25 protein-coding genes, 1 tRNA gene and 2 pseudogenes are annotated in these 25,921 nt (G+C 70.9%); 16 read left to right on the plus strand and 12 right to left on the minus strand.

Annotated elements, in window-relative coordinates:
- Nucleotides 1-101: 101 nt before the first annotated feature.
- Nucleotides 102-1,211, minus strand: a complete 1,110-nt coding sequence (locus PVK74_RS29860; RefSeq protein ID WP_274477714.1) for a LolA family protein — start codon at nt 1,209-1,211, stop codon at nt 102-104.
- Nucleotides 1,212-1,306: 95 nt separating this feature from the next.
- Between PVK74_RS29860 and PVK74_RS29865 the strand changes: the two genes are divergently transcribed.
- On the plus strand, nt 1,307-1,963 hold the full coding sequence (locus tag PVK74_RS29865) for a response regulator transcription factor (RefSeq protein ID WP_043325535.1): 657 nt from the start codon (nt 1,307-1,309) through the stop codon (nt 1,961-1,963).
- The gene (locus tag PVK74_RS29870) at nt 1,960-3,363 is read left to right on the plus strand and encodes a sensor histidine kinase (protein ID WP_274477715.1); all 1,404 of its coding nucleotides are present in this window, start codon (nt 1,960-1,962) and stop codon (nt 3,361-3,363) included. Before PVK74_RS29865 ends, PVK74_RS29870 begins: the two co-directional genes overlap by 4 nt.
- Nucleotides 3,364-3,367: 4 nt before the next feature.
- Here the strand turns inward: PVK74_RS29870 and PVK74_RS29875 are convergent, their stop codons facing one another.
- Together PVK74_RS29875 and PVK74_RS29880 are read right to left on the minus strand one after the other, a co-directional pair.
- Nucleotides 3,368-4,960 carry a tetratricopeptide repeat protein gene (locus tag PVK74_RS29875; RefSeq protein ID WP_064447221.1) on the minus strand — a complete coding sequence of 531 codons (1,593 nt, stop codon included), beginning with the start codon at nt 4,958-4,960 and terminating at the stop codon, nt 3,368-3,370.
- Nucleotides 4,961-5,008: 48 nt separating this feature from the next.
- Nucleotides 5,009-5,479: a MarR family winged helix-turn-helix transcriptional regulator gene (locus PVK74_RS29880; protein ID WP_064447222.1), complete on the minus strand. Its 471-nt coding sequence runs from the start codon at nt 5,477-5,479 to the stop codon at nt 5,009-5,011.
- Nucleotides 5,480-5,529: 50 nt separating this feature from the next.
- Here PVK74_RS29880 and PVK74_RS29885 point away from each other — a divergent pair, with 50 nt between their 5' ends.
- Nucleotides 5,530-6,051: a VOC family protein gene (locus PVK74_RS29885; RefSeq protein ID WP_043325531.1), complete on the plus strand. Its 522-nt coding sequence runs from the start codon at nt 5,530-5,532 to the stop codon at nt 6,049-6,051.
- 48 nt (nt 6,052-6,099) lie between these two features.
- Nucleotides 6,100-7,002, plus strand: a complete 903-nt coding sequence (locus tag PVK74_RS29890) for a hypothetical protein (protein WP_064447223.1) — start codon at nt 6,100-6,102, stop codon at nt 7,000-7,002.
- On the opposite strand, the gene PVK74_RS29895 is transcribed toward PVK74_RS29890, so the two are convergent.
- Together PVK74_RS29895 and PVK74_RS29900 are read right to left on the minus strand one after the other, a co-directional pair.
- Nucleotides 6,968-7,486 (minus strand): potassium channel family protein, encoded by a 519-nt coding sequence (locus PVK74_RS29895; RefSeq protein WP_113973371.1) that lies wholly within the window; start codon nt 7,484-7,486, stop codon nt 6,968-6,970. The two genes, PVK74_RS29890 and PVK74_RS29895, sit on opposite strands and share 35 nt — an antisense overlap.
- Before the next feature lie 114 nt (nt 7,487-7,600).
- Nucleotides 7,601-7,774 (minus strand): DUF4236 domain-containing protein, encoded by a 174-nt coding sequence (locus PVK74_RS29900; protein WP_064498970.1) that lies wholly within the window; start codon nt 7,772-7,774, stop codon nt 7,601-7,603.
- 264 nt (nt 7,775-8,038) lie between these two features.
- Here PVK74_RS29900 and PVK74_RS31250 point away from each other — a divergent pair, with 264 nt between their 5' ends.
- The 7 genes from PVK74_RS31250 (at nt 8,039) to PVK74_RS29930 (ending at nt 13,453) form a co-directional block, all read left to right on the plus strand.
- Nucleotides 8,039-8,116, plus strand: coding sequence for a putative leader peptide (locus PVK74_RS31250; RefSeq protein WP_355097166.1), 78 nt, complete (start codon nt 8,039-8,041; stop codon nt 8,114-8,116).
- A gap of 135 nt (nt 8,117-8,251) precedes the next feature.
- On the plus strand, nt 8,252-9,280 hold the full coding sequence (locus PVK74_RS29905; protein ID WP_274477719.1) for an ABC transporter substrate-binding protein: 1,029 nt from the start codon (nt 8,252-8,254) through the stop codon (nt 9,278-9,280).
- Entirely contained in the window at nt 9,277-10,095 is an 819-nt protein-coding gene (locus PVK74_RS29910; protein WP_274477721.1) for an ABC transporter ATP-binding protein, read from the plus strand. Before PVK74_RS29905 ends, PVK74_RS29910 begins: the two co-directional genes overlap by 4 nt.
- A complete protein-coding gene (locus PVK74_RS29915) occupies nt 10,088-10,939 on the plus strand; it encodes an ABC transporter permease (protein WP_274477722.1) in 852 nt (283 codons plus the stop codon). The genes PVK74_RS29910 and PVK74_RS29915 overlap by 8 nt, the downstream gene beginning before the upstream one ends.
- An 11-nt stretch (nt 10,940-10,950) precedes the next feature.
- On the plus strand, nt 10,951-12,285 hold the full coding sequence (locus PVK74_RS29920; RefSeq protein WP_274477723.1) for an LLM class flavin-dependent oxidoreductase: 1,335 nt from the start codon (nt 10,951-10,953) through the stop codon (nt 12,283-12,285).
- Nucleotides 12,282-12,845 carry a flavin reductase family protein gene (locus PVK74_RS29925; protein WP_043325522.1) on the plus strand — a complete coding sequence of 188 codons (564 nt, stop codon included), beginning with the start codon at nt 12,282-12,284 and terminating at the stop codon, nt 12,843-12,845. The genes PVK74_RS29920 and PVK74_RS29925 overlap by 4 nt, the downstream gene beginning before the upstream one ends.
- Complete coding sequence (locus PVK74_RS29930) at nt 12,842-13,453, plus strand: malonic semialdehyde reductase (RefSeq protein WP_274477724.1); 612 nt, start codon at nt 12,842-12,844, stop codon at nt 13,451-13,453. The genes PVK74_RS29925 and PVK74_RS29930 overlap by 4 nt, the downstream gene beginning before the upstream one ends.
- A 1-nt stretch (nt 13,454) precedes the next feature.
- Here the strand turns inward: PVK74_RS29930 and PVK74_RS29935 are convergent, their stop codons facing one another.
- Both PVK74_RS29935 and PVK74_RS29940 read right to left on the minus strand, forming a co-directional pair.
- Nucleotides 13,455-13,910 carry an RrF2 family transcriptional regulator gene (locus PVK74_RS29935; RefSeq protein WP_013284925.1) on the minus strand — a complete coding sequence of 152 codons (456 nt, stop codon included), beginning with the start codon at nt 13,908-13,910 and terminating at the stop codon, nt 13,455-13,457.
- A 7-nt stretch (nt 13,911-13,917) separates the two neighbouring features.
- Nucleotides 13,918-14,832 carry a helix-turn-helix transcriptional regulator gene (locus tag PVK74_RS29940; protein ID WP_274477726.1) on the minus strand — a complete coding sequence of 305 codons (915 nt, stop codon included), beginning with the start codon at nt 14,830-14,832 and terminating at the stop codon, nt 13,918-13,920.
- 158 nt (nt 14,833-14,990) lie between these two features.
- On the opposite strand from PVK74_RS29940, the gene PVK74_RS29945 reads away from it, so the two are divergent.
- The gene (locus PVK74_RS29945; RefSeq protein ID WP_043325516.1) at nt 14,991-15,767 is read left to right on the plus strand and encodes a glucose 1-dehydrogenase; all 777 of its coding nucleotides are present in this window, start codon (nt 14,991-14,993) and stop codon (nt 15,765-15,767) included.
- A 71-nt stretch (nt 15,768-15,838) separates the two neighbouring features.
- Here PVK74_RS29945 and PVK74_RS29950 read toward each other — a convergent pair whose 3' ends face one another.
- A complete protein-coding gene (locus PVK74_RS29950; RefSeq protein WP_007457244.1) occupies nt 15,839-16,270 on the minus strand; it encodes an SsgA family sporulation/cell division regulator in 432 nt (143 codons plus the stop codon).
- Nucleotides 16,271-16,544: 274 nt separating this feature from the next.
- Here PVK74_RS29950 and PVK74_RS29955 point away from each other — a divergent pair, with 274 nt between their 5' ends.
- The 4 genes and pseudogenes from PVK74_RS29955 to PVK74_RS29970 form a co-directional block, all read left to right on the plus strand.
- Nucleotides 16,545-17,084, plus strand: coding sequence for a TIGR02611 family protein (locus PVK74_RS29955; protein WP_176722870.1), 540 nt, complete (start codon nt 16,545-16,547; stop codon nt 17,082-17,084).
- 50 nt (nt 17,085-17,134) lie between these two features.
- Nucleotides 17,135-17,206 (plus strand) — tRNA-Val (locus tag PVK74_RS29960).
- Nucleotides 17,207-17,614: 408 nt separating this feature from the next.
- Nucleotides 17,615-18,384: pseudogene (locus PVK74_RS29965) on the plus strand (transposase family protein); the annotation flags it as partial.
- A 21-nt stretch (nt 18,385-18,405) separates the two neighbouring features.
- Nucleotides 18,406-18,601 (plus strand): annotated as a pseudogene (locus PVK74_RS29970) (IS256 family transposase); the annotation flags it as partial.
- Nucleotides 18,602-18,643: 42 nt separating this feature from the next.
- On the opposite strand, the gene PVK74_RS29975 reads toward PVK74_RS29970, so the two are convergent.
- The 4 genes from PVK74_RS29975 to PVK74_RS29990 are packed head-to-tail and all read right to left on the minus strand — an operon-like array spanning nt 18,644 to nt 25,571.
- A complete protein-coding gene (locus PVK74_RS29975) occupies nt 18,644-19,582 on the minus strand; it encodes a restriction endonuclease (RefSeq protein WP_274477735.1) in 939 nt (312 codons plus the stop codon).
- 35 nt (nt 19,583-19,617) lie between these two features.
- Nucleotides 19,618-21,363, minus strand: coding sequence for a hypothetical protein (locus tag PVK74_RS29980; RefSeq protein ID WP_274477736.1), 1,746 nt, complete (start codon nt 21,361-21,363; stop codon nt 19,618-19,620).
- A 15-nt stretch (nt 21,364-21,378) separates the two neighbouring features.
- Nucleotides 21,379-24,447 (minus strand): DEAD/DEAH box helicase, encoded by a 3,069-nt coding sequence (locus PVK74_RS29985; protein WP_274477737.1) that lies wholly within the window; start codon nt 24,445-24,447, stop codon nt 21,379-21,381.
- Nucleotides 24,444-25,571, minus strand: a complete 1,128-nt coding sequence (locus tag PVK74_RS29990; RefSeq protein ID WP_274477738.1) for a sigma-70 family RNA polymerase sigma factor — start codon at nt 25,569-25,571, stop codon at nt 24,444-24,446. The genes PVK74_RS29985 and PVK74_RS29990 overlap by 4 nt, the downstream gene beginning before the upstream one ends.
- Between the last annotated feature and the right edge of the window lie 350 nt (nt 25,572-25,921).

Genomic DNA, 25,921 nt, shown 5'->3' on the forward strand with positions numbered 1-25,921 from the left:
TGAACTGAGAAAGATAGCGCGTCGGCCGGCACCCGACCAAGCCCGGACACGACTCGGGGCCCGGTCGACGTCAGCCGACCGGGCCCCGGGCACGGCGATTCTCAGCCCTTGGCCGCCTGGTAGAGCCGCTCCGGCGTGACCAGACCGGCGATCACCCGGCCGTCGTCGGTCAGCAGCACGCTGAACAGCTTGCCGCTGAGCAGCCGGCCGCTGCCCCAGTCGCCGCTGACCTTCGGCAGGTCACCGAGCACCTGCGTGAGCATCTGGGCGTCCGGCGCGTCCGCGCCGGGCTTCGCGCCGTCGCCGGTCGCCGCGTCGCCGATCTTGGCGACCACCACGGTGGTCCAGCCGGTGCCGACGGTACGCACGTCCGCCTTCTCGGCGTCCTTGCGATCGAACCGCTTACCCGCCGGTCCGGGCCGCTCGCCCTCGGTCGCCTCGGTGACCTTCACGCCGGGCGGCGGGTTGAACCGGAACTGGTCGGCCCCCGGCGTGCGAAAGTCGACCTGGGTGAACGCCACCTGGAACGCGGGCTCGTCCTGCCCGTCGGCGAGCACCTGCAGACGCAGCGGCACGTGCTCCTTCGCGTCCAGCGCGATCCGGACCTGGTGAACCAGGGACGCCTTGTCGCGCGGCGTGAGCACCAGCTCGTACGCGTCCCGGCCGGCCACTGTGGCGGTGCGGCCGACGGTGACCGCCGTGGTCGGATCGATCGCCTCCAGCGCCCGGTCCGCGGCGTCGGCCGGGGTGGCCGGCACGGTGGCCCGGTCCGGCGCGTCGGCCGGCAGCACCCGGTGCGTGGCGGTGTTCTCCCGGCTGTTCCAGGTCCACACGTCGCGGCCGTTGCGCAGGATGTCCTGCTCGCCGAGCGTGTCGACCAGCGCGAGCCGCTGCCGGTCCTCGCCGCCGTACCAGACGCGCAGCGTGTGCGTACCGGAGACCAGGCCGGCCAGGTCGTTGCCGGTGGCCCGGCCGGCGAGCGCGGCGATCGGCGGCAGGCCGAGGTCGGCGCGCTGCACCACGGTGCCGGAGAGCCCGTCCAGGCGGGACGTGCGCAGGTCTTCCAGGAGCTGGGCGGCGCTGCGCGGCGGCAGCGCGGGGTCGGCGCCGGCGGCGAACGTGCCGACGGCGGCGCCACCGCCGATCACGGCGACCCCCGCGGTCACCGGGACCAGCCAGCGCAGCACGGCGCGGTTCTTCATCACGGACATAGTGTGCACCTCCTGCGCACCATGCTGCGCGAGCGTCGCTGTGACCACGCTGAGGAGATCCCCTACGGGTGACCCCATGGTGGCACGCTGGACCGGTGCGGTTGCTGGTGGTGGAGGACGAGACGCGGCTCGCGGCGGCGCTGCGCCGGGGTCTGTCGGCGGAGGGTTTCGCGGTGGACGTGGCGGCGACCGGCCCGGCCGGGCTGGACGCGGCGCGGCACGGCGAGTACGACGCGATGATCCTCGACGTGATGCTGCCCGGCCTGTCCGGCTACGAGGTGGTGCGCCGGCTGCGCGCCGAGCAGCGCTGGCTGCCGGTGCTGATGCTGTCGGCCAAGGACGGCGAGTACGACCAGGCCGACGGCCTGGACTGCGGCGCCGACGACTACCTGACCAAGCCCTTCTCGTACGTGGTGCTGCTGGCCCGGCTGCGGGCGCTGCTGCGCCGCGGCGCGCCCCGCCGGCCGACCGTGCTCACCGTCGGCGACCTGCGCCTCGATCCGGCCCGCCGCCGGGTCACCCGGGCCGACGCCGAGGTGGTGCTGACCAGTCGCGAGTACGCGCTGCTGGACTATCTGATGCGCCGCCCCGGCGAGGTGGTCTCCAAGACCGAGCTGCTGGACCACGTCTGGGACGCCTCGGTCGACACCGCCCCGAACGCGGTGGAGGTCTACGTCGGCTACCTGCGCCGCAAGATCGGCCGGGAGCGGCTGGAGACGGTACGCGGCGCGGGCTACCGGCTGGCCACGTGAGCCGCTGGGTACGCGGGCCGCTGCCGCGCCTCGGCCTGCGGGCCCGGCTGCTCGCGCTCGGTGTGCTGGGGCTGGCGGTCGGGTTCGCGTTCGGCGGGACGCTGCTGGTCGGCGCGCTGGGCTGGACGCTGCAGCGCTCGGTCGACGAGGAGGCGCTGCGTACCGCCGACGCGGTGGCGCTGCTGACCGCCGAGGACGCGCTGCCGGACCCGCTGCCGGTGGCCGGCGGGCAGTTGCGGGTGCAGGTGGTCGACGTCCAGGGCCGGATCCGGGCCGCCTCGATCGACGCGGACCGCCTGGTGCCGATGCTCGGCCCGGACGAGCTGCGGCCCGGGCAGCGGCAGCGGCTGGTGGTGGACGGGCGGCGCGTCGGCATGCCCGGCCCGGTCCGGGTGGTCACGGTGCCGGCCGGCACGCCGCAGGAGCCGCGTACGGTGCTGGTCGCCAAGTCGCTCACCGACGTGCGGCACAGCCTGCGCGTGGTCCGCAACCTGCTGCTGGTGGGCTTCCCGCTGCTGGTGGCCGGGCTGGGCGTGGTGGCCTGGCGGGTGGTGGGCGCGACGCTGCGACCGGTCGAGCAGTTGCGCAGCGGCGCGGCCGAGATCACCGGGCGGGCCGGGGCGGAGCGGCTGCCCGTACCGGCCGGGCAGGACGAGATCCACCGGCTCGCGGTCACGCTCAACGACATGCTGGACCGGCTGGCCGCGTCCCGGGACCGGCAGCGGGCGTTCGTCGCCGACGCCGCGCACGAGCTGCGCAGCCCGCTGACGAACATGCGTACCGAGCTGGAGGTGGCCCGGCGTCTCGGCGACGACACCGACTGGCCGGCGGTCGCCGACGACCTGCTCGCCGACACCGAGCGGCTCAGCCGCCTGGTGGACGACCTGCTGCTGCTGGCCCGGCTGGACGAGCAGGACGCCCGGCCGGCGCCGGTGGGCCCGGTGGAGCTGGGCGAGCTGGCGCACGCGGTGGCGGCCCGCTACCCGTCGCCGCCGCTGCGGCTGACGCTCCCGGACGGGCCGCTGTGGGTCGAGGGGGACGCGGGGGAGTTGCGCCGGGTGCTGGTGAACCTGGTGGACAACGCGCTGCGGCACGCGCGTACCGGCGTGGAGCTGGCCGTGAGCGGGCCGGACGGGGCGTACCACCTGGTCACGGTGACCGACGACGGGCCGGGCGTCCCGGCCGCGGACCGGGAGCGGGTGTTCGCCCGGTTCACCCGGCTGGACGACGCGCGGGCCCGCGACGCGGGCGGCGCGGGCCTGGGCCTGGCGATCGTGCGTGAGCTGGTGCGCCGGGCCGGCGGCGCGGTGGAGCTGGCCGACGCGACGCCGGGCGCCGCCGCGCCGGGGCTGCGGGCGACGGTACGGCTGCCCGCGCTGGCCGAGCCGGAGCCGGAGTGAGCGGTCAGCGGCGGCGTGTGGTGCAGACCGGGCCGGTGCGGGCGACGGTGTCGGTGGACCAGACGAGCGCGACGGTGAAGCAGTAGTCGGTGGTGCGGTCGAGCCCGTAGGCGATGTAGTCGGCCGACCCGGCGGGCAGCGTGGCGAACGTGCCCTGCGGCTGCCCGGCACGGCCGCCGGCGACCACCACCGGTCCTTCCGCGCCCGGCGGGTACGTCCAGCTCAGCACGATACTGTCGCGGCGGTCGGTGAGCGTGAAGCTGCCGGGCGGGGTACCGGGCTTGGCGGCGGCGGGAGTGGACGGCGCGGGACCGGCGGAGGTGGGCGGCGGCGCGCTGGAGGCCGGTGCGCCGGTGGCCGGTGGCGGGGTGTCGCGGCGGTCGTCCACCCGGGACACTCCGGCGATCACCGCGATGGTGCCGAGCAGCAGCGCCACCACCACGCCGAGCACCACGAGCGGCAGCCAGGGCAGTGTGCGCCGCTCGGCGGCCGGTGGCCGGGGTACGTGCACCGGCAGGTAGCGCGACGGCGGCTCGGGCGGGGCCGGTGGCACCCGGCGTACGCCGTCCGGCTCGTCGCCGGTGAGCCCGACCACGGTGGGCGGCAGCGGGTCTGCGCCGGGGCGCCACAGCTGGTCGGCCGGCTCGTCGGGCGGCCACGGGTAGTCGTCGAGCGCGTCGGCGTCGGCGTCGGGCGCGGTACGCGGCGTCGGCACGTGCGCGGTCTCGGCGGCGCGGCCGGGCGGGTGGTAGAGCGGCGTCTCGACCGGCTCGTCCAGCGCGGGCGGGCTGTACGGCGGCAGGTCGTGCGGCCCTTCGTCCTGCGGCGGGACCCGCGCGGCGGGCACCACCGGCGTGGTGCGGGCGGGCGGCGGCTCGGGAGCGGGCGCGGGCGGGGGCGCGGGGCAGACGTGGTCCGGGTCGGCGGCGGCGCGGGCCAGCCCGGCCACCTGGGCGGCGAGCGGGTCGTCGGGGTCCAGGTGCAGGCGGCACAGCTCCTCGGCGAGCGTCAGGTGCTCGTGCGCCTCGGCGTACCGGCCGCAGTCGCGTTCCATCGCGCCGAGCTTCGCCAGCATCTTGATGCCGCTGGGGTGGCCGTCGCCGTAGACCTCCCGGTGCAGTTCCCAGGCGTCCTGCAACCGGTCGCGGGCCACCTCGCACTGGCCGCGCGCGTACTCCACGGTGGCCAGGTCGGCGTGCGCGGCGAGCACCCGCTGCGATTCCGGGCCGTCGCGGGCGGTCAGCTCGATGATGACGTCGGAGTAGAGCCGGGCGGCCCGGGCGTCGCTGCCGACCCGGTGCAGCACCGCGGCGAGCGTCGCGGCGGCGGTGACTGTGCGCTCGTCGGAGCGGCCGAACAGCCGGGTGGCGGCCGCGTACGCGAACGCGGCCCAGCCGCGGGCGGAGTGCGGCTCGCCGAGCGCGACGAGCACCCGGGCCTGGAGTCCGGCCGCCTCGGCCAGCTCGGGGGAGGCGTTGTCGGGGCGGGGATCGGCGTCGCTGAGCGCGTCGGCGAGCAGCCGCTCCGCGCCGGTGAGGTCGCCTTCGGACACCAGTTGGTGCGCCTGGACGGTCAGGTCAGCGAAGCCGGAGGACACGCCCCATCGTGCTCGTCCGGCGACGGTATGTACAAGACCCGGAGTGGATCAGTTTGGTCCCGAATCCGTCAAGTGTTCGGCGAGCGTCTCGCTGATCCGGCGTAGCTGGTCGACCTGGGCCGGGCTGAGCGCGTCGAACAGGTGCCGGCGTACCCCCTCGACGTGGCCGGGCGCGGCGGCGGCCAGGGTGGCGAAGCCGGTGTCGGTGAGCACGGCGATCTGCCCGCGCCGGTCGGTGGGGCAGTCCTCGCGGCGGATCCACCCGGACGCCTCCAGCCGGGCGGCGGCGTGCGAGAGCCGGCTGCGCGAGGAGCCGGTGAGCTCGGCCAGCTCGCTCATCCGCAGCCGCCGGTCCGGGGCCTCGGAGAGGCGGACCAGGATCTCGTAGTACGCGTGCGGCATGCCCGCGTCGCGTTGCAGCTCGCGGTCGAGCGCGTCCATCAGCGCCCGGGAGGCGGTCAGGAAGGCGCGCCAGGTCCGCTGCTCGTCGGGGTCCAGCCACCGGGTCATGACGCCCATCATAGCGCCGATACTTGAACGCTCAACAAAACCGGGGTACGGTCGGTGGCATGGGCATCCACCGACTCAACCACGCCGTCCTCTACGTCAGTGACCTGGAGCGCAGCGTCGCCTTCTACCGCGACGTGCTGGGCTTCCGGCGGGTCCCGATGACGCCCGAGGGCTTCCGCGGCGCCGCGTTCCTCCAGGCGCCCGACTCCACCAACGACCACGACCTCGGGTTGTTCGAGATCGGCGCGGCGGCCGGGGCGTCCCAGGCCGGCCGGGCCACCGTCGGCCTCTACCACCTGGCCTGGGAGCTGGACACGCTCGACGAGCTGGGCGCCACCGCCGAGCGGCTGGCCGCCGCCGGGGCGCTGGTCGGCGCGTCCGACCACGGCACCACCAAGAGCCTCTACGGCCGCGACCCGGACGGGCTGGAGTTCGAGATCGTCTGGATCGTCCCGGCCGAGCTGCTCGACGACGCAGCGCTGGCCGCGCGTACCCGCATCGGGCGGCTCGACCTGGACCGCGAGCGGCAGCGCTACGGCGGGCAGACCCGCGGCGGCGTGGGCATCTCCGTCCCGGTCTGAGCGGGGTTCACGGCCGGTCCCGCCGCGCCGTGCGGTAGAAACGGCACCATGTCGACCGACGCCGTCCTGCGCGAGCTGCTCGTCCGCCAGCTCGACCACTGGCTCCCCGCCGCGCTGCACCGGGCGCGGCGGGCCACGCTCGCGCTCGCGTACGCCGGGGGTGACGCCACCGGGGCGGAGGAGGCGTTGCGGGTGGTGGCCGAGTTCGCCGACCGGCTGCGCGGGCGGCGGCTGACCGTGCTGGTGGTGGCCGACGACGGCACCGACCTGGCGACGCGGCTCGGCGCCGCCGAGGCCGCGCTCCCGGCCGACGTCGCCGTGCACCTGGTGCCCGGCGGACCGGACCGGCTGCCGGTGGCGCTCAAGGCCGCGGGCGCGGCCGGCGCGCCGCTGCTCACCGTGGCCGACGGCGCCGACCCGGACCCGGCCCTGCTCGCCGCCGCCGCGTCCGGCCGCCCGGCCGAGCTGCTGCTGGTCACCGTGCCCGGCCGGTCACTGCGCCCGGCGCTGAGCGCCGCCGGGTTCCCGCTCGCCACCGAGGTCGAGCTGGTGCCCGACGGGGACGCCCCGGCGCGGCTGCTCGGCTACGCCACCGGCTCCGACAAGGGGCTGGAGACGGTCAAGGAGGCGCTCTGGGCGGTCGACGAGTACGCCGGGGTGCGCTACCGCGACCCGGCCGACCCGCAGGGGCGGCTGCTCGACATCTCGCTCGAACCCGAGCCCGGCCCGCTGCGCCGGGAACTGCTGGCCGAGCTGGCCCGCTCCGGGCCGCGTACGGTCACCGAGCTGCGCCGCTTCGCCACCACGGCGACCGTCTACCGGGCCGCCGACGCCAACCGGGCGCTGGCCTCGCTGCTCGCCTCCGGCGCGGCGACCCGCGATCCCGAGCACGGCCGGCTCGGCGGGGACGTGCTGATCAGCGCCGCCCCGAACGCTGGGTCATCTGCTTGACCACTATCGAGGCTCCGGTGGCGACCACACCGATGCTGAACACCATCTGCGCGCACACCGCGATGCGGGCGATCTGGCCCTGGGCGTGCACGTCGCCGTAGCCGACAGTGGTGAGGGTGGCCAGCGCGAAGTAGAGCGCGTCGACCCGGGTGCGCAGGCCGACGAACTCGCCGGGCCGGGTGTTCGCCACCACGTAGTCGCCGAGCGCGAAGACCAGCAGTCCGGCGATCAGCGCGACCGCGAGCCGGGTGAGCGCCCGGTCCTCGTCCCGGCCGGTCGGCTGGTCCTTGACGAGCTGGCGGCGGACCTGACCGGTGACCAGGAACGCGATCACGGCCACCAGGACCGCCGTGCCGATCGAGCGCAGGGCCAGCCGCAGGCCGTTCGGGTCGGCCTCGACCGGCACGAGGAAGTAGCCGACCAGCATGAGCGCGCAGGCCGCCACGGCCCGCCGTCGTATCCGCCGCAGGGACAGGTCCGTCATGCGGCGATTCTCCGGTCACGGGGACGCCGTGGCGGGCGGAACCGCGAACCCGGCCCGCAGACGACGAGCGGGGTGCCGGCACGTCGCCGGCACCCCGCTCGTCGCCTGGGAAGGTCAGGCCTTGTCCTGCTTCCACGACAGTGGCCCCGGAAGGTCCACGCGGTGGGCGCGGGTGTTCGAGTTCCAGGACCAGCGGCCGATCTTGATGCTCCACGACGAGAAGCCGTTCTGGGTGAAGTGGAGGATCAGCGGCCCGTACTTCTTACGCTTGCGGAACTGGACGCCCATCGGGGGTGCCTCCTTCGTCTCCCTGCCTCTGCAGTCGTCTGCGTGCCTTCGCGGCATCGAACATGCCCGGATCGACGATTCGCGAAACCCTGCCCGGTCCGCTCTGGACGGTGGGACTGCCGCCCGGCAAAATCTCTATCCAACGGGTAGGTGTTAAGGAGTCGTAAATGCTGGTGGGGGTGGGTCGTAACAAAGCCAGCGATGAAAGTCTCACTGAATGGAAGGGCATTGACCGGCGTGGAGAACGGTCGGCAGCATGAGGGCATGTCGCAGCGGAACGAGCTTCTCCTCACCGCTCGCGTGCACGTCGACCTGGTCCGGCACGCGAGCGCGCTCTGTTGAGCCGAGCGCTCGTCGTTCCCTCTCCGCCCGTCCGTTCCCGCAGCCGGCGCACCGTGGCCCGGCGCGGCACGGCGTGCTCCCCGGCCCCGCGCGGGCCCCCTCCACCGCATCGTGGACAGATCAGGAGACTCCGCCATGCCCTCGACCCGATCACCGCGGCGTGCCCTCACCGCCGCCGTCGCCCTGCTCGCCCTCACCACCGCCACCGCGTGCGGCGCCGACACCGCCGCCGGCGCACAGACCAAGGAACTGCGCTACCAGGGTTCGGTGGGCCAGGTGACCCTCCCCGAACTCGCCGCCGACCTCGGCTACCTCGGTGACGTCAAACTCAACTGGATCGGCAACGTCACCGGCGGCCCGGCCGACATCCAGGCCACCGCCACCGGCCAGAGCGACTTCGGCGGCGCGTTCAACGGCGCGATCGTCAAGCTCCAGGCCGCCAACGCCCCGATCACCGCGGTGGTCAGCTACTACGGCTCCGACGCACAGACGTTCCAGGGCTACTACGTGCTCGACGGCAGCCCGATCCGCGGCCCGCGCGACCTGATCGGCAAGCGGGTCGGCATGAACACGCTCGGCGCGCACGCCGAGGCCGTCCTGCGCACCTGGCTGGCCCGCGGCGGCCTCACCGCCGCCGAGATCGCCACTGTCGAGCTGGTCGCGCTGCCGCCGGTGAACACCGAACAGTCGCTGCGCGCCCGGCAGATCGACGTCGCCGTGCTCGGCGGCGTGATCCGCGACAAGGCGGTCGCGAACGGCGGCATCCGCACCGTCTTCACCGACTACGAACTCCTCGGCGCGTTCAGCGCCGGCAGCTACGTCTTCCGCGACGACTTCCTCACCCGTAACCCGGACACCGTCCGGACGTTCGTCACCGCGGTGGGCAAGGCGATCGAGTGGGCGCGCACCCAGCCGCGCGAGACGGTGGTGGCCCGGCTCAAGGCGATCATCGCCAAGCGCGGACGCAACGAGGACACCACGCTCGTCGAGTACTGGAAGTCCAGCGGCGTCGCCGGGACCGGCGGCCTCATCGCCGACCGGGAGTTCGCCACCTGGATCGACTGGCTGGCCGACACCGGCGAACTCAAGGGCGAGCGGCCGAAACCGTCCGACCTCTACACCAACCGGTTCAACGCCGCCGCGACCCCCGGTGGTGGCGCGTGAGCACCGACAAGATCCTCTTCGACCGGGTGCGCAAGGTCTTCCCGGGCCGGCGTGGCAGCGGCGGCGCGGTCACCGCGCTCGACGACCTCACCCTCGAGGTACGCCCCGGCGAGTTCCTCGTCGTCGTCGGCCCCAGCGGCTGCGGCAAGTCCACACTGCTCGACCTGCTCGGCGGGCTGGCCACCCCGACCGCCGGGCAGGTGCTCGTGGACGGCCGCCCGGTCACCGGGCCGGGCCTGGACCGGGGCATCGTCTTCCAGCAGTACGCGCTGCTGCCCTGGCGCACCGCCGCCGGCAACGTCGCGTTCGGACTGGAGGCCAAGGGCCTGCCCCGCGCCGAGCGCGCCGAGCGGGTCGCGTACCACCTCGACCTGGTCGGGCTGACCGGCTTCGCCGACCGCTACCCGCACGAGCTGTCCGGCGGCATGAAGCAGCGCGTCGCCATCGCCCGCAGCCTCGCGTACGACCCGGACGTGCTGCTGATGGACGAGCCGTTCGCCGCGCTCGACGCGCAGACCCGCGACTCGCTGCAGGACGAGTTGGTGCGGATCTGGCAGGCCACCGGCAAGACGATCGTGTTCATCACGCACGGCATCGACGAAGCGGTGCACCTCGGTCAGCGGGTCGCCGTGATGACGTCCCGGCCCGGCCGGATCAAGCAGGTCATCGACATCGAGCTGGGCGACCGGGAGGCCGAGGAGGACGTCCGCTCCACCGGCGCGTTCCGCCACCACCGGCACCAGATCTGGACGCTGCTGCGCGACGAGGTACGCGCCGCGCAGTCCGCCGTACGCGAGGAGGCCCGCGTTGGTTGACGTCGCCGCACCACCGGCCCGGCCGGTGGCCGCCCCACCCGCCCCGGCCGTCGCGCCACGCCGGCCCGCACGCCTGCTCGGCCTCGGCGGCCGGGCGCTGCACCGCAGCGCCGCGCTGCTGGCGCTGGCCGCGATCTGGGAGACGGCGCCCCGCGCCGGGCTGGTCGACCGGGTCTTCCTGCCGCCGCTGTCCGAGGTGCTCGCCGCCTGGTGGGAGCTGCTGCGCACCGGCCAGCTCGCCGACCACGTCGGCGCCAGCCTCACCCGCTCGCTGACCGGGCTCGCGCTCGCCGTGGTCACCGCCATCCCGCTCGGCCTGCTGATCGGCTGGTACCGGCCGCTCGCGGACCTGCTCAGCCCGCTGCTGGAGGTGTTCCGCAACACCGCCGCGCTGGCGCTGCTGCCGGTCTTCGTGCTCATCCTCGGGCTCGGCGAGACGTCGAAGATCGCCCTGGTGGTCTACGCCTGCTCCTGGCCGATCCTGCTCAACACCGTCGCCGGCGTGAAGGGCGTCGACCCGCTGCTGATCCGCTCGGCCCGCTCGATGGGGCTCAACCACCTGCGGCTGTTCCAGAAGGTGATCCTGCCGGCGGCCGTGCCGACCGTGTTCACCGGCGTCCGGCTCGCCGGGGCGTACTCGATCCTGGTGCTCGTCGCCGCCGAGATGGTCGGCGCCAAGGCCGGGCTCGGCTACCTCGTGAACTACGCGCAGTACAACTTCGCGATCCCCGACATGTACGCCGGGATCATCACCATCTCCGCCATCGGGCTGGTGGTCAACCAGCTCCTCGTCGCCGGGGAACGCCGCTTCTCCACCTGGCGCGTCGACGCCACCACCGCCTGAGAGGAACCGCCATGTCCCGGACCCTGCACCTCAACGCCTTCCTGATGGGTGTCGGCCACCACGAGGCGGCCTGGCGGCACCCCCGCGCCGACCCGGACCGCCTGGCCGACGTCCGCCACTTCCAGTACCTGGCCCGCATCGCCGAGCGGGGCACGCTCGACTCGGTGTTCCTCGCCGACGGGCTCGCCGTCGGACCGGCCGTACGGCACAACATCCAGGCCGTCTTCGAGCCGATCACGCTGCTCGCCGCGATCGCCACCGCGACCGAGCACATCGGCCTGATCGCCACCGCCTCCACCACGTACACCGAACCGTTCAACCTGGCCCGCGCGTTCGCCTCGCTGGACCACCTCAGCGGTGGCCGGGCCGGCTGGAACATCGTCACCTCCGCCCAGGCCCGGGAGGCCCGCAACTTCAACCTCGACGACCACCCGGCGCACGCCGACCGCTACCGGCGGGCCGCCGAGTACGTCGACGTGGCGATCAAGCTCTGGGACAGCTGGGAGGACGACGCGCTGGTCCTGGACACCGCCGCGGGCGTCTTCGCCGACACCACCCGGGTGCACGAGATCGACCACGCCGGGGAGCGGTTCCGGGTCCGCGGGCCGCTGAACACGCCCCGCCCGCCGCAGGGCCGGCCGCTGCTGGTGCAGGCCGGCTCGTCCGCCGACGGGATCGCGTTCGCCGCCCGGTACGCCGAGGCCGTGTTCACCGCCCAGCAGACGCTCGCCGACGGCCAGGCGTTCTACGCCGCGCTGAAACGGGCCACCGCCGACGCCGGACGTGATCCCGAACTGGTCAAGGTGCTGCCCGGTATCGCGCCGGTCCTCGGGGGTACGGAGAAGGAGGCCCGCGACCTCGCCGACGAACTGGAGGCCCTGATCGTGCCCGAGCATGCGCTCGCCCAGCTCTCCGGCATGACCGGGCTCGACCTGACCGGGCTGCCGCTGGACGGCCCGCTGCCCGACCTGCCCGACGCCGACACCGTGCAGTCGCACCAGAGCCGCTACCAGCTCGTCGTCGAGCTGGCCCGCCGGGAACGGCTCACCCTGCGCCAGCTCATCGGCCGCCTCGGCGGCGGACGCGGGCACCGCGTCGTGGTCGGCACCCCGGAACAGATCGCCGACCAGATCGAGCTCTGGTTCACCCAGGGCGCCGCCGACGGCTTCAACGTCATGCCACCGCTGCTCCCCGACGGACTGGAGGACTTCGTGGACCACGTCGTACCACTGCTGCGCCGGCGCGGGCTGTTCCGGTCCGCGTACACCGGGCGCACGCTGCGCGAGCACTACGGGCTGCCCCGGCCGGCCAGCGTCTACGCGACCCGTGAGCTGGTGGCGTCGTGACCACCGTGGACCGGCCCGGTGCCGGAACGGTCGAGCTGCGCCCGGTCGACGTCGACTCGTTCCGCGGCCTGCTGCGCCGCCAGGCGTCCACCGTCACCGTGGTCACCACCCCCGGCCTGCGCGGCAACCGGATGCGGCCGGACCTGCCGCCGGCCGGCTTCACCGCCACCTCGTTCACGTCGGTCTCGCTCGACCCGCCGCTGGTCTCGGTCTGCCTGGGCCGCGCCTCGTCGAGCTGGCCCACAGTCGAGCAGGCCGAGCACGTCGCCGTGCACCTGCTCGCCTCCGGCCAGCAGGAGATCGCGCAGATCTTCGCCACCAGCGGCATCGACCGGTTCAGCGCCCACCCGGGCTGGACCACCGGGCCGTTCGGCGTGCCGCTGATCGGCGACGCGCTCGCCGTGCTGCTGTGCCGGGTCGTGCGCCGGATCGAGGCCGGCGACCACACCATCCTGCTCGGCGAGCCGCTCGCGCTCGGCGCGGGCGAGGACGGCGACCCGCTGCTGCACCACCGCGGCGGCTACACCACCACGCTCGGCGACTGGCCCGAGGCGTGGTGACCACCGCCGCCGACGAGCTGATCGCGCTCGACCGGGCCGCCCAGGACCTGCTGTTCCGGGCGGCCCGCACGGCCAACGCGTTCACCGACGAGCCGGTCGGCGACGAGCAGGTACGCGCCATCCACGACCTGGTCCGGTACGGCCCGACCGCGATGAACGCCCAGCCGCTGCGGGTGCTGCTGCTGCGCTCGACGGCGGCCCGGGCGCGGCTGCTGCCGTACGTCAGCGCCGGCAACCGGGACAAGACGGCCGGCGCGCCGCTGACCGCCGTGCTCGCCGCCGACGTGGACTGGCACGACCGGCTGCCCGAACTGTTCCCGCACCGGCCCGGCGCGCGCGACTGGTTCACCGGCGACCCGGCCGGCCGGGAGGCCCAGGCCCGGTTCAACGCCGCGCTCCAGATCGGCTACCTGCTGGTCGGGGTACGCGCCGCCGGGCTGGCCGCCGGGCCGATGGCCGGATTCGACGCGGCCGCTGTGGAGCGGGAGTTCTTCCCCGGCGGGCGGCACCGGGTGCTGCTGCTGATGAACATGGGCCGCCCGGCGCCGGACGCCTGGCGGGAACGGCTGCCGCGACTGCCCTACGAGGAGGTGGTCGGCACGCTGTGAGTCAGCGCGGCTCCCACGCGTCCGGCTGCGCGGTCAGCTTCCGCACGTGCGCCGGCAGCCGGCCGCTGACCAGCTCGTCCAGGCTCACCTCGTCGACCACGCGGCGCACCGAGGCGCGTACCGCCACCCAGAGGCGGGGCAGGTTCTCCGCCGCCCCCTCGTACCGCGTCTCCTCGGGGCGCAGCCCGCGTACCCCGGCGAGCGGGCCGTCGACGGCGCGCAACACGTGCCCGATGGTGATCTCGCGCGGCGGCCGGGCCAGCGTGTAGCCGCCCTCGGCGCCGCGCTGGGCCCGGACGACCCCGGCCCGGCGCAGGTCGGCCAGGACCGCCTCGAGGAACTTGCGCGGCATGTCCTGCTCCGCCGCGATGGCCTGGGTGGACAGCAGGGTGGGGTACGCGGTGGCCAGGCTCAGGGCTGCCCGGACCGCGTAGTCGCCGCGCGCGGAGATCTGCACAGTGCCATCATGCCTGGCCGGTGGGTGCGGGGGAGTCGGCGGGCGGCCGGGGTCGCACCAGACGGACTGGCAGCGGCCGCTCCCGGTTGGCCCGGAACGTGCCCGGGCTCACCCCGACCTCCCGGGTGAAGAAGCGGCCGAAGTTCGTCGGCTCGGGAAAACCCAGGTCCCGGCCGATCCGGGCGATCGACTCGTCGGTGGCGGCCAGCAGCCGGCACGCCTGCAACGCGACCCGCTCGTCGATGACCTGCTTGGCGCTGCGGCCGGTCACCGCCAGGCAGGCCCGGGTCAGCGTACGCACCGAACAGCCCAGCTGGGCGGCGTAGTCCTCGACCCGGCGGGTGTGCCGGTAGCCGCGTTCCACCTCGCGGCACAGCCGCCGGAACGTGTCGGTCTCGGCCCGCGGCGCGGCACCGTTCTCCGGATGCGGCAGCAGGCTCAGCCGCAGCAGCAGCACCGCGAGCTGGTGACGCAGCAGCGCCGCGGCGGGCGGCACCATCGAGTGCCGTTCGGCGTCCACCGCGAGCTGACTCACCTCGCTGATCACCGCGTCCTCGTCCTCGCCGGCGAGCTGACGGTGGGCGGGCACCGCCTCCGGATCGACGTCGAGGCCGGCCAGCGCGTCCGGCCGCCAGCTCACCACTGTCGCGTCGAGCTGCGCGCCGACGCACCGCAACACCTGACCGGGGTACGCGCGCAGCAGCGTGCCGGGCCGGCAGGGCACCGGCCGGAAGTCCAGCTCGGCGGTGCCGTGACCGTGGGTGACCAGGATCAGCACATCGCGGTCGAGCAGGACCGGCCGGGGCCAGCCGGGCTCGGCGGCGAGGTCGTCGAGCGCACCGGTGAGGATCTCGTCGGCGCCGGGGCGCGGCTCCGGCGGGCCGGTGCGGGTGGCCGGGGAGGGCTGACCGGTAGTGACCATCTCCCCGACGGTAACCGGCCCGGCCGCACGTTGCATCTCGACGGTTTCGCCCGCACGGACCGGTCTTGTCGGCACGCACGGCCGACGGTTAGGTTACCGATCGGTAAGCACCGGGTCGGCCGACCGGCCCCCGGCCGGGCGACGGCGATGGGATGAGCATGACGGAACTGTTCTCGGTCGACGGCAAGACGGTGCTGGTCACCGGCGGTTCGCGGGGGATCGGGCTGATGATCGCGCGGGGCTTCGTACGGGCCGGCGCAAAGGTGATCATCTCCTCGCGCAAGGCCGACGTGTGCGAGTCGGTCGCCAAGGAACTCTCCGCCGAAGGGCACTGCGAGGCGATCCCGGCCGACCTCGGCAGCGACGCGGGCGCGCTGGCGCTCGCCGAAGCCGTGCGGGAACGCCACGACCGGCTGCACGTACTGGTGAACAACGCGGGCGCCACCTGGGGCGCGCCGTTGGAGGAGTACCCGGAGGGCGCCTTCGACAAGCTCTGGGCGGTCAACGTCAAGGCCGTCTTCCGGCTCACCACCGCGCTGCTGCCGCAACTGCGCGCCGCGGCCGGCGCCGACGACCCCGCCCGCGTGATCAACATCGGGTCGGTCGACGGCATCCGGGTGCCGTGGATGGAGGTGTACGCGTACTCGGCCACCAAGGCCGCCGTGCACATGCTCACCCGCAGCCTCGCCCACCAGCTCGCCGGCGAGCGGATCACCGTCAACGCGATCGCGCCCGGCCCGTTCGAGAGCAAGATGATGGCGTTCGCGCTCGACGACCCGGAGTCGCGCTCGGCGATCGAGCAGCAGGTCCCGCTGGGCCGGATCGGGCGACCCGAGGACATGGCGGGCACGGCGATCTACCTGGCGTCGCGCGCCGGTGCGTACCTGACCGGCGCGGTCATCCCGGTCGACGGCGGAATCACCACGCGCGGCTGAGGCGTACCCGGTGAAGACGGCCCGGGGCCGCGCGGACTCGGCAGATCCGCGCGGCCCCGGGTGTTGCCGTGTCAGCGACCGGCGAGCAGCCGGTTCACCGCGGTGTCGACGTCCAGGTGCTCGGCCTCACGGCCGCGCGGGACGACGACGTAGGTCCGGCGCAGGAAGCGCACCAGCACGCTGCGCGGAACCTCGAACAGGGCGTTGCCGTCCGGGGACGACAGCGCGAGCGCGACGAAGTCGCCGCGCGGTGTGGCCCACGGCCAGACCCGCACATCACCGATGCCGGCCGGCTCGTCGAGCCCGGTGACCAGCAGTTCGCGTGCGAACGACCAGCTCACCGCCTCGCCGCCGGCGGACTCGGCGTGGAACAGGACATGGACCGCATACGGGTCAGCAGGGTCGTAACGCAGACTGGCACGCACCGGCAAGGCGGTGGCGTCAGGCGCGACGAGCCTTAGCGACGTCTCGACCTCTACGGTCGTCGGTCGGATGACACTCATGGACGTTCTCCCCCCGGCACCGCTGCGGAACGCGCGTGTCCCGCTTTTCCCATACTCAGGTGCTGCTCCTGGCTACGCTCCGCCATACGCTGACTTCACCCAGTGGTGGGAAGGGGTTCGGAAAGCCCCCGGGAACCACTCGGCCCCGCGTAGAATTTCCGGTTCCGCCCACTCCGTCGTCCCGCCCGGCAACGGGTGGTTCAGTCGTCGACTTACTCCGGTAACGTCCAGTCGTCAGCAGGGGTGACGGTCCCGCGCGACACTGGGGGTGGAAATGGTCACGGGGGGCGGGTCGGTGACGTCGCGGACCACGGCCGAATCGCCGAAAGGTGCGGCCCGAGCAGCCGAAAGTCGGGGGTACGAGGTGCCTGTGGAAGGGCGGTCGCGAGGCACTCTCACGGAGCAGCGCCGGCGCCGACGTGGCTGGCGGCTGCGCCTGCACACCACCCTCGAACTCATCCGTGCCAACCCCACCGGCCGCGTCGCCCTGAAGATCTTCATCGGCATCCTCGGCGCGATCGTGGTCACCGTCGGCATCGCGCTGATCCCGCTGCCCGGGCCCGGCTGGCTGCTGGTCATCGCCGGCCTCGGCGTCTGGGCCGTCGAGTTCCACTGGGCGCGACGGCTGCTCGCGTTCACCCGTAGGCACGTCAACTCCTGGACGCAGTGGGTGAAGCGACAGTCACTGGGAGTGCGGTTCGTGTTGGGCGCGGTCGGGCTCGTGTTCGTGTCCGTGGTGGTGTGGCTGTCGCTCAAGTACAGCCTCGGCATCGACGTCGTGGCGCAGGCGCTGCACTACCTCGCGACGCACTGAGGCCCGGTTTTTGGTCCGGGCTCTCGATCGGGTAGAGTCATGCGCGCTGAGGGCGATTAGCTCAGCGGGAGAGCGCTTCGTTCACACCGAAGAGGTCACTGGTTCGATCCCAGTATCGCCCACCGTAGATGTATGCAGGTCAGAAGCCCGTAACCGAAACCACCGGTAACGGGCTTCGCCGCAGTTGCCCCTTAACTTGGGAGCAGATTGGGAGCGGGGCGTTCCGCAATGGTGGCCGACTCTTGGCGGGTGGGCCAGTACTGAGTTACAGGCTCACCTTGCCCTCGCCGTCTGATATCAGTGGCGGGACGTTCCGCTACCGGCGGTCTTCGCGCCCGTCCCAACCCTGCGGGTTCGGCCTTCGACGCCGCGATCCGCACTGTCGTTACTCCACCAACGCCATCAATGAGCCCTTTTCATCGTGATGGCGCTGGTCACGGCGGGTGTGAGAAAGTTGTGTCGACATAGGACGAGGCTCCCGGTAAGACAGCAGTCGACCAAGATCCGATGCCCCAACCGGGAGCCTCGCTGTGCTGTCTTACCCGTCAACGGTCGCCCTGTCCAGCCGCACCCTGAACCACCTGGCCGACCTCATCCGTGCCGAACGCACCCGCCGCCGCGGCCGGTGGCGACGTCTTGATGCCGGCCGGCAGGCCCTGCTTGCTTTGGCCCATCTGGTAACGGTGACACCATCGCTCGTCTGGCCTGCGGCTTCGCGGTCAGCGTCACCGCAGCCTGGCGGTACGTCCGAGAAGCCATCGACCTACTCGCCGCGCATGCCGAGAACCTGAACGCCGCCACACGGCGCATCGCCCGGCTCGCGTACGCGATCCTGGACGGCACCCTGATCCCGATCGATCGGGTCGCGGATCAAAAGCCGTACTACTCCGGCAAGCACAAACGCCACGGGGTAAACGTGCAGGTCATCGCAGACTGCAAGGGACGTCTCGTCTGGGCCTCACCCGGCCTACCCGGCGCCGTGCACGACCTGACCGCCGCACGCACACACGGCCTGATCGACGCGCTGAGCTACGCCAACGTGATGACCTTCGCTGACAAGGCCTACCAGGGCGCTGGCGGCAGCATCCGCACGCCGTTCAAGCGCCGTCGTCACCGACCGCGACTGTCCCGGCGCCAGAAGACCGTCAACCGGCACCACGCCAAAGTCCGGGCCGTCGGCGAGCGCGCCGTCGCCACCCTCAAGGGCTGGAAGATCCTGGCCAAGCTCCGCTGCTGCCCCCGACGTGCCACCGCGATCGTCCAGGCCATCCTCGTCCTACACCACATCCGGACCAGCCAGAACCCACGATCAAAAGGGTTCAATAGTGTCAACGCCCGCATCCGCCGCCGTCCGCGCCTGCGGCCACTCCCCAACGAGGCGGCCGCGCTCAAGTGCGTCCGCCTTGCCGTGATGAGCCTCGACCCGACCGTGCAGGGCCGCCGGCGGTGGACCATGCGCTGGAAACCAGCCCTGAACGCGCGTCAACATCGCCTTCGGAGGACGCCTGTCCGTAGGCCTAACTAAGCAGCCGTCAACAATCCGAGTTACACTGATCGTCTTACAGTCCCTCACACAGCCCTCGTGCCGGGCACCAGCAGCTGCCGGTGTCGTTGAGGTGACGGCGTTTGCTGCGAAGTAGTTCTGGCAGAGCGATGCGGCCATCGAGGATGTGAAAGAGATCGTCCCCGTCGACAGTTATGAAGGGCGTTCCGCCTTGGTGGGTTGCCTGGAGGAAGCCTTCGGTGAAGCCGTTAACGGCGATGAAGATGCCTAGAGTGTTGCGGCCTTTGCGGCAAATCTTCGCGGCGAACACGTCCGCCTCGGCCCGGTCGACAGGTTGTTTCCACCACTTGGCTTCGACGAGGTAGTCGTCGGTTTCGAAGTGAAGTGATCCGTCAATCTGTTCGTGGGCTACCGCGTAGCCGAGCCGCGGCTCCATGTCATGGAGTTCAAATAGGCGATTTAGAACATATTCAAACCGTCGACCCCGCCTGTGAGGGTCAGTCGCTTGATGAAGGCCGAGGAACTCGACCTTGATGGAGGACATCGCGCGGGTATGTAGTCTCTTGGCCTCGGCGGCTTGGGCCTCTGCTTCACGAGCGGCCCGGAGGCGTTCCCTCTGATGGAGATCGCGTCGGTATTGACTCGTCAAGTCCGCGAGGACCCTTACCGCGCTGCGGGCGACCGCTATTCGCTCAGCGGCGTCGGTCTGCCGGGCGAGGTTTGGGAAGGTCGTCATCTCGGCGATCTCGGTCATGATCGCGAGGCTCGTCTCATCGTAGGCGGTTGCGCTCTGAAGTAGGTCGACCAAGGTTGCGGCGACGACGCGCTTCGTCTGAGTGAAGTCGAGGCGCGCGAGCAGCTCGGGGTGTTCGTGAAGGTGGCGGCGGAGATATGTCTCGTACGGCTGCTTATTCCAGTGGATCACCGCGAGCGCCTCGGCGAGCGCCTCGTACGCCTGCGGAGCGATGCGCTTGCTCTTGGTTGTTGTGGCCATCTCCGGTTTGCGTCCTCTCTGTCGCGGCCGAGTGGCTAGATGTGGGTGGCGAGGTAGCCGTCGTGGCCGAACAGGGTCGCTCGGTCGAGGTAGTGGTTGAATCGGTCGCACACCGGCTCGCCGAGGTGAAGGCAGGCGTGACAGGCGCCGCCGTGGCGGCGACACGCGGGGTCGAGGGCGCATCGGGTTTCGGCGGCCATGAAGGCGTTGAGGAAGTGGTGGAGGTCGTTCTCGTAGACGGCTTGGACGCCGCCGAGGACGAAGTCTCCACGCGTCGCGGCGTAGATGAAGAAGGTGGCGTGGCTGGGTACGAGGTATTCGCCGAGGCTTTCGCGGTCGACGCCTGCGAAGACGGAGAGCTGACGGATGACGCGGTGGGCGTAGGAGTGTATGAGCTCCAGGAGGTCGCGGCCGGCGGGGGGCGCGTCCGGTTCGTCGGTGAAGCGGTCGGGCGTGACGACGTGGCCGGCGACGATGGCTCGGGCGTCACTCGCGTCGGCAGCGTCAGGTAGGGCGTGGCCCCGGTGCTTGAGCCACGTGAGGACTCGCTGCGGGTCGAGGCGGAACATCAAGGCTTCGGATTCCTGGGGGTCGGCGTAGACGCGGGTGCCGCGGCGGCCTGGGAACAGGTTGAGGCGTCCCTTGCCAGGTTCGAGGCCGCCTCGTGTGAAGCCGTAGACGGCCCGGAGGACTGGAAACTTGTCGACGAGGTCGATGGCGTCGAGGCCAGCTCTGTTGATGGCGGCCGGGTAGTCATGTTGGTACATAGTGCGGGCGTTGGCTGGCGTTTCAGGTCGAGTCAAGTCAGTGATTCGTATGCGTGACTCAATCGTGGCCAGGGCGATTTCCACGGCCTCACGTTCGGTGGCTTCGATTCGGCTGGCTGGCGCCTTCGCGAGGCTACCGATCTCCTCCTCAGGGGCGAGTTCGCCGGCGGCACTGGCGATCGCCGCCATGGCCTCCGCGCTGGATCGTGAATAGCCTTGGCTCATAAAGTTATCAATGGCCGATGACCTGGTTGGCTTGTCCGAGCCTGGTTTAAGTGAGACGAACCCGCTGATGGCCCAGGCGAGGGCACGCCGAGGGCCGCCCGCTTCGGTGATCTCGGCCATTCTTTTTTGGTTTCGTGGGTTGATCAGGGTGAACGTCTGGGGGGTGTATACGGTGGAAGCTCGGTGGATGTTGTACACGAGCATCGTTGGGTTGCTTCGTGTGTTGTTCCATGAACGCCCGCACGGGCACTTGCGGAAACCCATTCCCTGGCGGGTCTGCCTTTCGCAGATTGGGCAGACGAACCGAATGCGGGCGGCTTCCATGCTCTTTTGGTAGGGCATGCGGCACAAGTTGTGGGCAGGGCAGCGTGGGATGCTAGGCGCTTCGAGCATGCCGCATTCGTGGTAGCCGACGAAGTGAAGTTGATCCCAGCTCTTCTTGGCTCCGCAGACCGGACAGTTAGGGTGGTAGCGGTCTTCTACAAGTCGGCAAGCGCGGCAGATGTAAACGTTGGGGAATTGTTCGACACGTACACCGCGGTCGGGGTTGACTTCGACGACCTCGATTGGGTGGCCGGCGTGCAAGCCGCGTGCGATGCCTGCATCGTCGCCGCGGAAGGACCAGCCGTTGACTTGCTCGATCAGTTTGCGACGGATGATGGTGTCGTCGACGTCGACGCGGAGAGGGTCTTTCCACTCGACGGTGCGGTAGATGCCGCCTCGTAGGTCACCAGTCTGCTGGGGCAGGAAGCCGTAGAGGACTTGGGAGCCGCTGCGGTTGTCTTTCATCACGTCGTCCTTGGGCTAGTCATCGCTGATCGGGATGCGGGCTTCGACGTCGCGCAGCGACAGCATCGGCTTGCGGTTGCGTCCGAGTAGATCGGTGGGCCATCGCGCGCCGGTTCCGTATTCCTGCAGGCGCACGAAGTAGCCTTCGAGCAGGTCGACCTCGAGGTCCTCGCGGAGCAGGTGTTCGGTGTCCCGGATGCCAAGGGTGGCCGCGACAGCGTCGACCTCGGCCTGCGGCGATAGCCCGGTGAGGTTCACGTAGTCGCGGAGCAGGTCAACGGTGGTGAGGCGCTGCCGTGGAGACTTTGGTTCGTGCACGAACAGGCGTCGGGCCTCAACCGCCGCGGGTGTGGTGAGTTCGAGTACGCGGCGGCTGGAGCGGGTGACCGGGATGGGTTCGACGAACCTGTCGCCTTGTTCGACGAAGGCGCGGAAGTGGCTGTAGACGGTGGAGTCGCGCTCCCGTCCTACCTTGTGAATTACGTAGACGAGGCCGGGATAGGTGCGACCCACACGGGCGGTGGCTTGGATGAACTCCGCCGTGGTGAGAGGTACGCCGAGTACGGTCATGATGTTGAGGCGGTCCACGTCGACGCCGTGCGAGAGCATCGATGATGCGGTGACGACGTGGATCCGTTCGGCGAACTCGTCTTCGGGGCTGAGTAGGTCGTCGAGTACGTCGCGAACGTCAGCGAAGTTCGTTTGGCCGGTCAGCGACGCCACCCGCAGCGGGTCGATGGGTACCTGGGTGCCCATCGAACGTCGGGCAGCTTCGACGTCACGTACGGTGTTGCCGTAGATCACGTCGGTGCCGTACAGGTTGAGCAGTTCGTCGGCGAAGGTGGGATCGATGCCGATCTCGGTGCACGTGGCGTCTCGGGCGCTGATCAGCCGGCGGACGCTGTCTTGCAGGATCGTCGTGGTGCGGTCGGACACCCATTCCAGGGTGACGCCACGCGGCCATACGGCGACGAATCGGCGCAGGAGTTGATCGGTTTCGCGGCTCCAGAAGCTCTGTCCCGCCTGAGGTCCGGGTTGGGGAAACACCCGGCCGGGCCGGGAGTACAGCACGTCCACTTGCCGTTCGTAGCCCTCTAGGGTCGCCGACGATGCGATGATCTTCGGCGAGGTTCCGGTGAGCTCGCGCTGAAGGCCGTCGAGGATGGCCTCGTAGTGTGAGTCGACCGCGCCGAGTGAGTCCCGGAGTAGGTGGAGCTCGTCTTGCAGCCGGAAGCTGGGGGCGAAGCGGGCTCGTTGCTCTTCGGTGATCGGGGTGGTGACGGCGTCGCAGTCGGGGACGAGGCAGCCACCCTTGCGGGAGCCGCGTTTGGCGTAGGTGAAACCGTGCCCGTCGCGAGTGCACCATGCGGTTGGTCCGTGTACGAAGCCGCGCATGCTCGCTTGCATGCCGATGACCGACGCTTTGTCGAGCGTACCAATGACGACGGTGGGTAGGAACCGGTAGATCTCGGCGTCGACGACATAGATCGGCAGCGGTTCACCCTTGGTGCGGCAGGCGGGGTTCGCGCAGAAGTGTTCTAGGCGCCACACGCGTCGGTTAAATCGCACCTCTACGGTTTGCTCGGCGCAAATGGAGCAGCGGCTGAGCACCTTGTACCGCTTGGGCATGGCGTCGTCTTCGACGTCGATGGGGTTGTATTCGGTGGGCTGTTTCGGAATGTCGTTGGGCGTGGAGGACGCGCCAATGAAATAGCCCAACGAGATCGGGTGCCCCTTGATGGCATGGTCCTGCCGCACGACCTCCGCAGCACCGAGCGCGTCGGCGAATCGCTGTGTCTGCTGCAAGGAGAGCATCCGTAGAGGGAACCGGCTCCAAGCGGTGATGCCGGATCGTTTACCGCGAAGCCGGTCGAAGAACGCCGCGAGGATGAGCAGACCGAGATATGTCTCGGTCTTGCCACCTCCGGTGGCGAACCAGACGATCTCTACGGTGTCCCACTCGCTCGGACCGTCGGTCAGGCTGGGTAGGACCGAGAGGATGAAGCCGATCTGGAATGGGCGCCAGCCGTGGTAGCGGCCGCGGGCGGCTCTGGCCATCGCCTCGTTCATGAGCTGGAACGCTCGCCTCAGGACGTCGTTCTCCCCGAGGATCGCCACGCCACGGCGCACCCGTTCGACCTCGGCGCGGTGATGGCCCGCGGCCTCGCGGGCTTCGGCGAGCATCTCCGCGCTCCAGCCGCCGGTGGTCGCACGGCGGGTGAGCGTGTCGTCGGACCAGTGCTGTTTTCCCCACTCCTCGTAGGCGAGCGTCAGCGCGGTCAGCTGCGGGATCGGGTCCGTGGCGAGAGTATGGAAGCCAAGGTCGAGTCGGTGGGGTGCGGTGCCGTCAAACGTGTACTCGGGGCGTTTCCGTTCGATGACGACGGTGTCGGCGGTGGTGAGGATGTGACTGTTGGGGTCGTCGGAGTTGACGCCGCAGTTGATACCGATCGCGGTGAGGCTTCGGTCGTAGCGGAAGCTGTCAGGCAGGCTCTCCAGGGTGTAGGGCGCCGTCGGCAGGTCGAAGATCGTCATCTGGGTCTGGAACAGGTACCGCTCTCCGCGGGGACCCTTGTTCTCTCCTGTCGTGTTCACGAACTCCACGGTGAGTTCGGGGCTGGCGTCTCGCCACGACTCGTCACTGACCCGGATTTCCGCCGACGCGGCTATACCCACCTCTCGTAGCCGGGCGGTGATCTTCTCCGCGCCGAAGCTCTGCTCTCGGAGCCCTAGTTCCATGGTGATCGGAACTTCGACCTCGATGACCTCGGTCTTCGCCCACTTGTTTGAGGGCGTCTTTCCTTCACCGTTGGCGATCTGGTACCAGCCACAGGCGCTGATCCGGACGGTGAATGCCCATGGACCGGCCGTGGCGGGCCGCAGCCGGATTCCGATGGCGCATGGATCCATTCGTCGCTCGCGGCCGGGACGGGCGATGGCGGCGCTCTCCGGTGCGAGCCGTCCCAGCCAGAAGACCCCCGCCGGGTCGACGTCAAGCGTCTCCGTGTGGTCGCCGCGGCCCTCTGCGGTGACTCGCTCGTCGAGCCACCGGACGAAACGAGTGTGCGCTTCGTGGCCTCTCATGCCGCTCTCCCCAACACCATCTCCGCCAACGCACGAACATCTCGGTCCTTACGGAGGACTTCGAAAATCTTCGACTCGAGCTGGCGCACTCGTTCCCGACTAATGCCATGCTCGATCCCGATGGACTCCAGCGTCGCCTCGTCCTGATCCCCGAAGCCGAAGCGGGCCTCCACAATGCGTAGCGACCGGGGATCCAGAACCTCGGTCAGCCGCTGTCGCAGCCCAACCGCGACATCCGATGTGACGACGGCTTCCTCGGGACCAGGCTCGGTAGCCACCAGCACAAGATCACCGAGAGTCGCTTCGCCGTCGACGGCGGCCACGGAGGCGTCGAGATGAACGACCGGTGAAGACCAATCCAGGAGCGCCTGAACTCGTGCCGGGTCTTCCTGTACGCCACCGGCGATTTCGGCGAGGCTGGCGGGACGACCATTCCGCGCCTCGAAGGAGCGCGCGTAGTTTTCGACCTTGCGAACCTGCTCCCAAACGTGGACAGGGAGACGGACGAGGGTTCCGGTGTCGGCGATCGCGCGCTCCACCGACTGTCGAATCCACCACGACGCGTACGTGGAGAACTTGAAACCCTTCTCGGGGTCAAACTTCTCGGCCGCTCGATGAAGACCCTTGACGCCTTCCTGCACCAGATCATCGAAGTCCAGGTCGCCCGACCGGTGGGTGTACCTGCGCACCATGCTGATCACAAGGCGAATGTTCGCAAGGATGAGGGCATCTCGGGCCTGTCGGCCGTCATCGATCAGAGCCTGAGCTGGCGGGGCGGGATCGATTCCCAGGCTGGCCGCAGTCTCAGCGGCGGCGAGGCCGAGTTGGATGCGCCTACCAAGGTTGACCTCGTCCTCCGCTCGGAGAACGGCGTGGATCCGCATCGACGCCGGCAAGGTGGCGGCGTCGCGTCCAGCCGACGTCCCGCCGTCCGGCGCGATGCCAGCCGGCGCGGCGACCTCGACCCCGAGGTCGCGGAGGGCCAGAACGATCTCTGGCAAAGCGTCACCGAGGCCGCGTGCCGTGACGACGCGTACCACGTCGGACCACTCCAGCTTCCCCGCCCGCTCCGCGTCGTCGGCCAGTACGGCCACGCAGCGGACGAAGTTGTCCCCTTCGCTCACCCGAACGTCTCCTCCATGTCACGTTTTCGCCCCAACAACCCGCAGCCTGAAGCCGCTCGGGTTGGTGACGCCCCGGAAGGCCACGCCTTCGCCTGCCCACGAGAAAACATGCAGGAGCGCAACTCGCTCCGCAAGGACACAAGGGGGGCACCATTCGCGTGTGTCGACCTCAATTGTTTGGGCTCGCGGCAAAAGCGCATTACGCCCGAAGCGTTGACGGCCGATGCGCACTCCGATAAGTTCTTGCCGTAGCCCGCGTATAGGCACGGCCCGCTCGGCGGCACGTATGCCCTGCTCCCGACGTTGCTCGTTCTCCCGTACCACCGCTCACTTGAGGCTTGGAGCTCGGA

It is taken from the genome of Micromonospora chalcea (genome assembly GCF_028768405.1).
Classification (GTDB): Bacteria; Actinomycetota; Actinomycetes; order Mycobacteriales; family Micromonosporaceae; genus Micromonospora; species Micromonospora chalcea.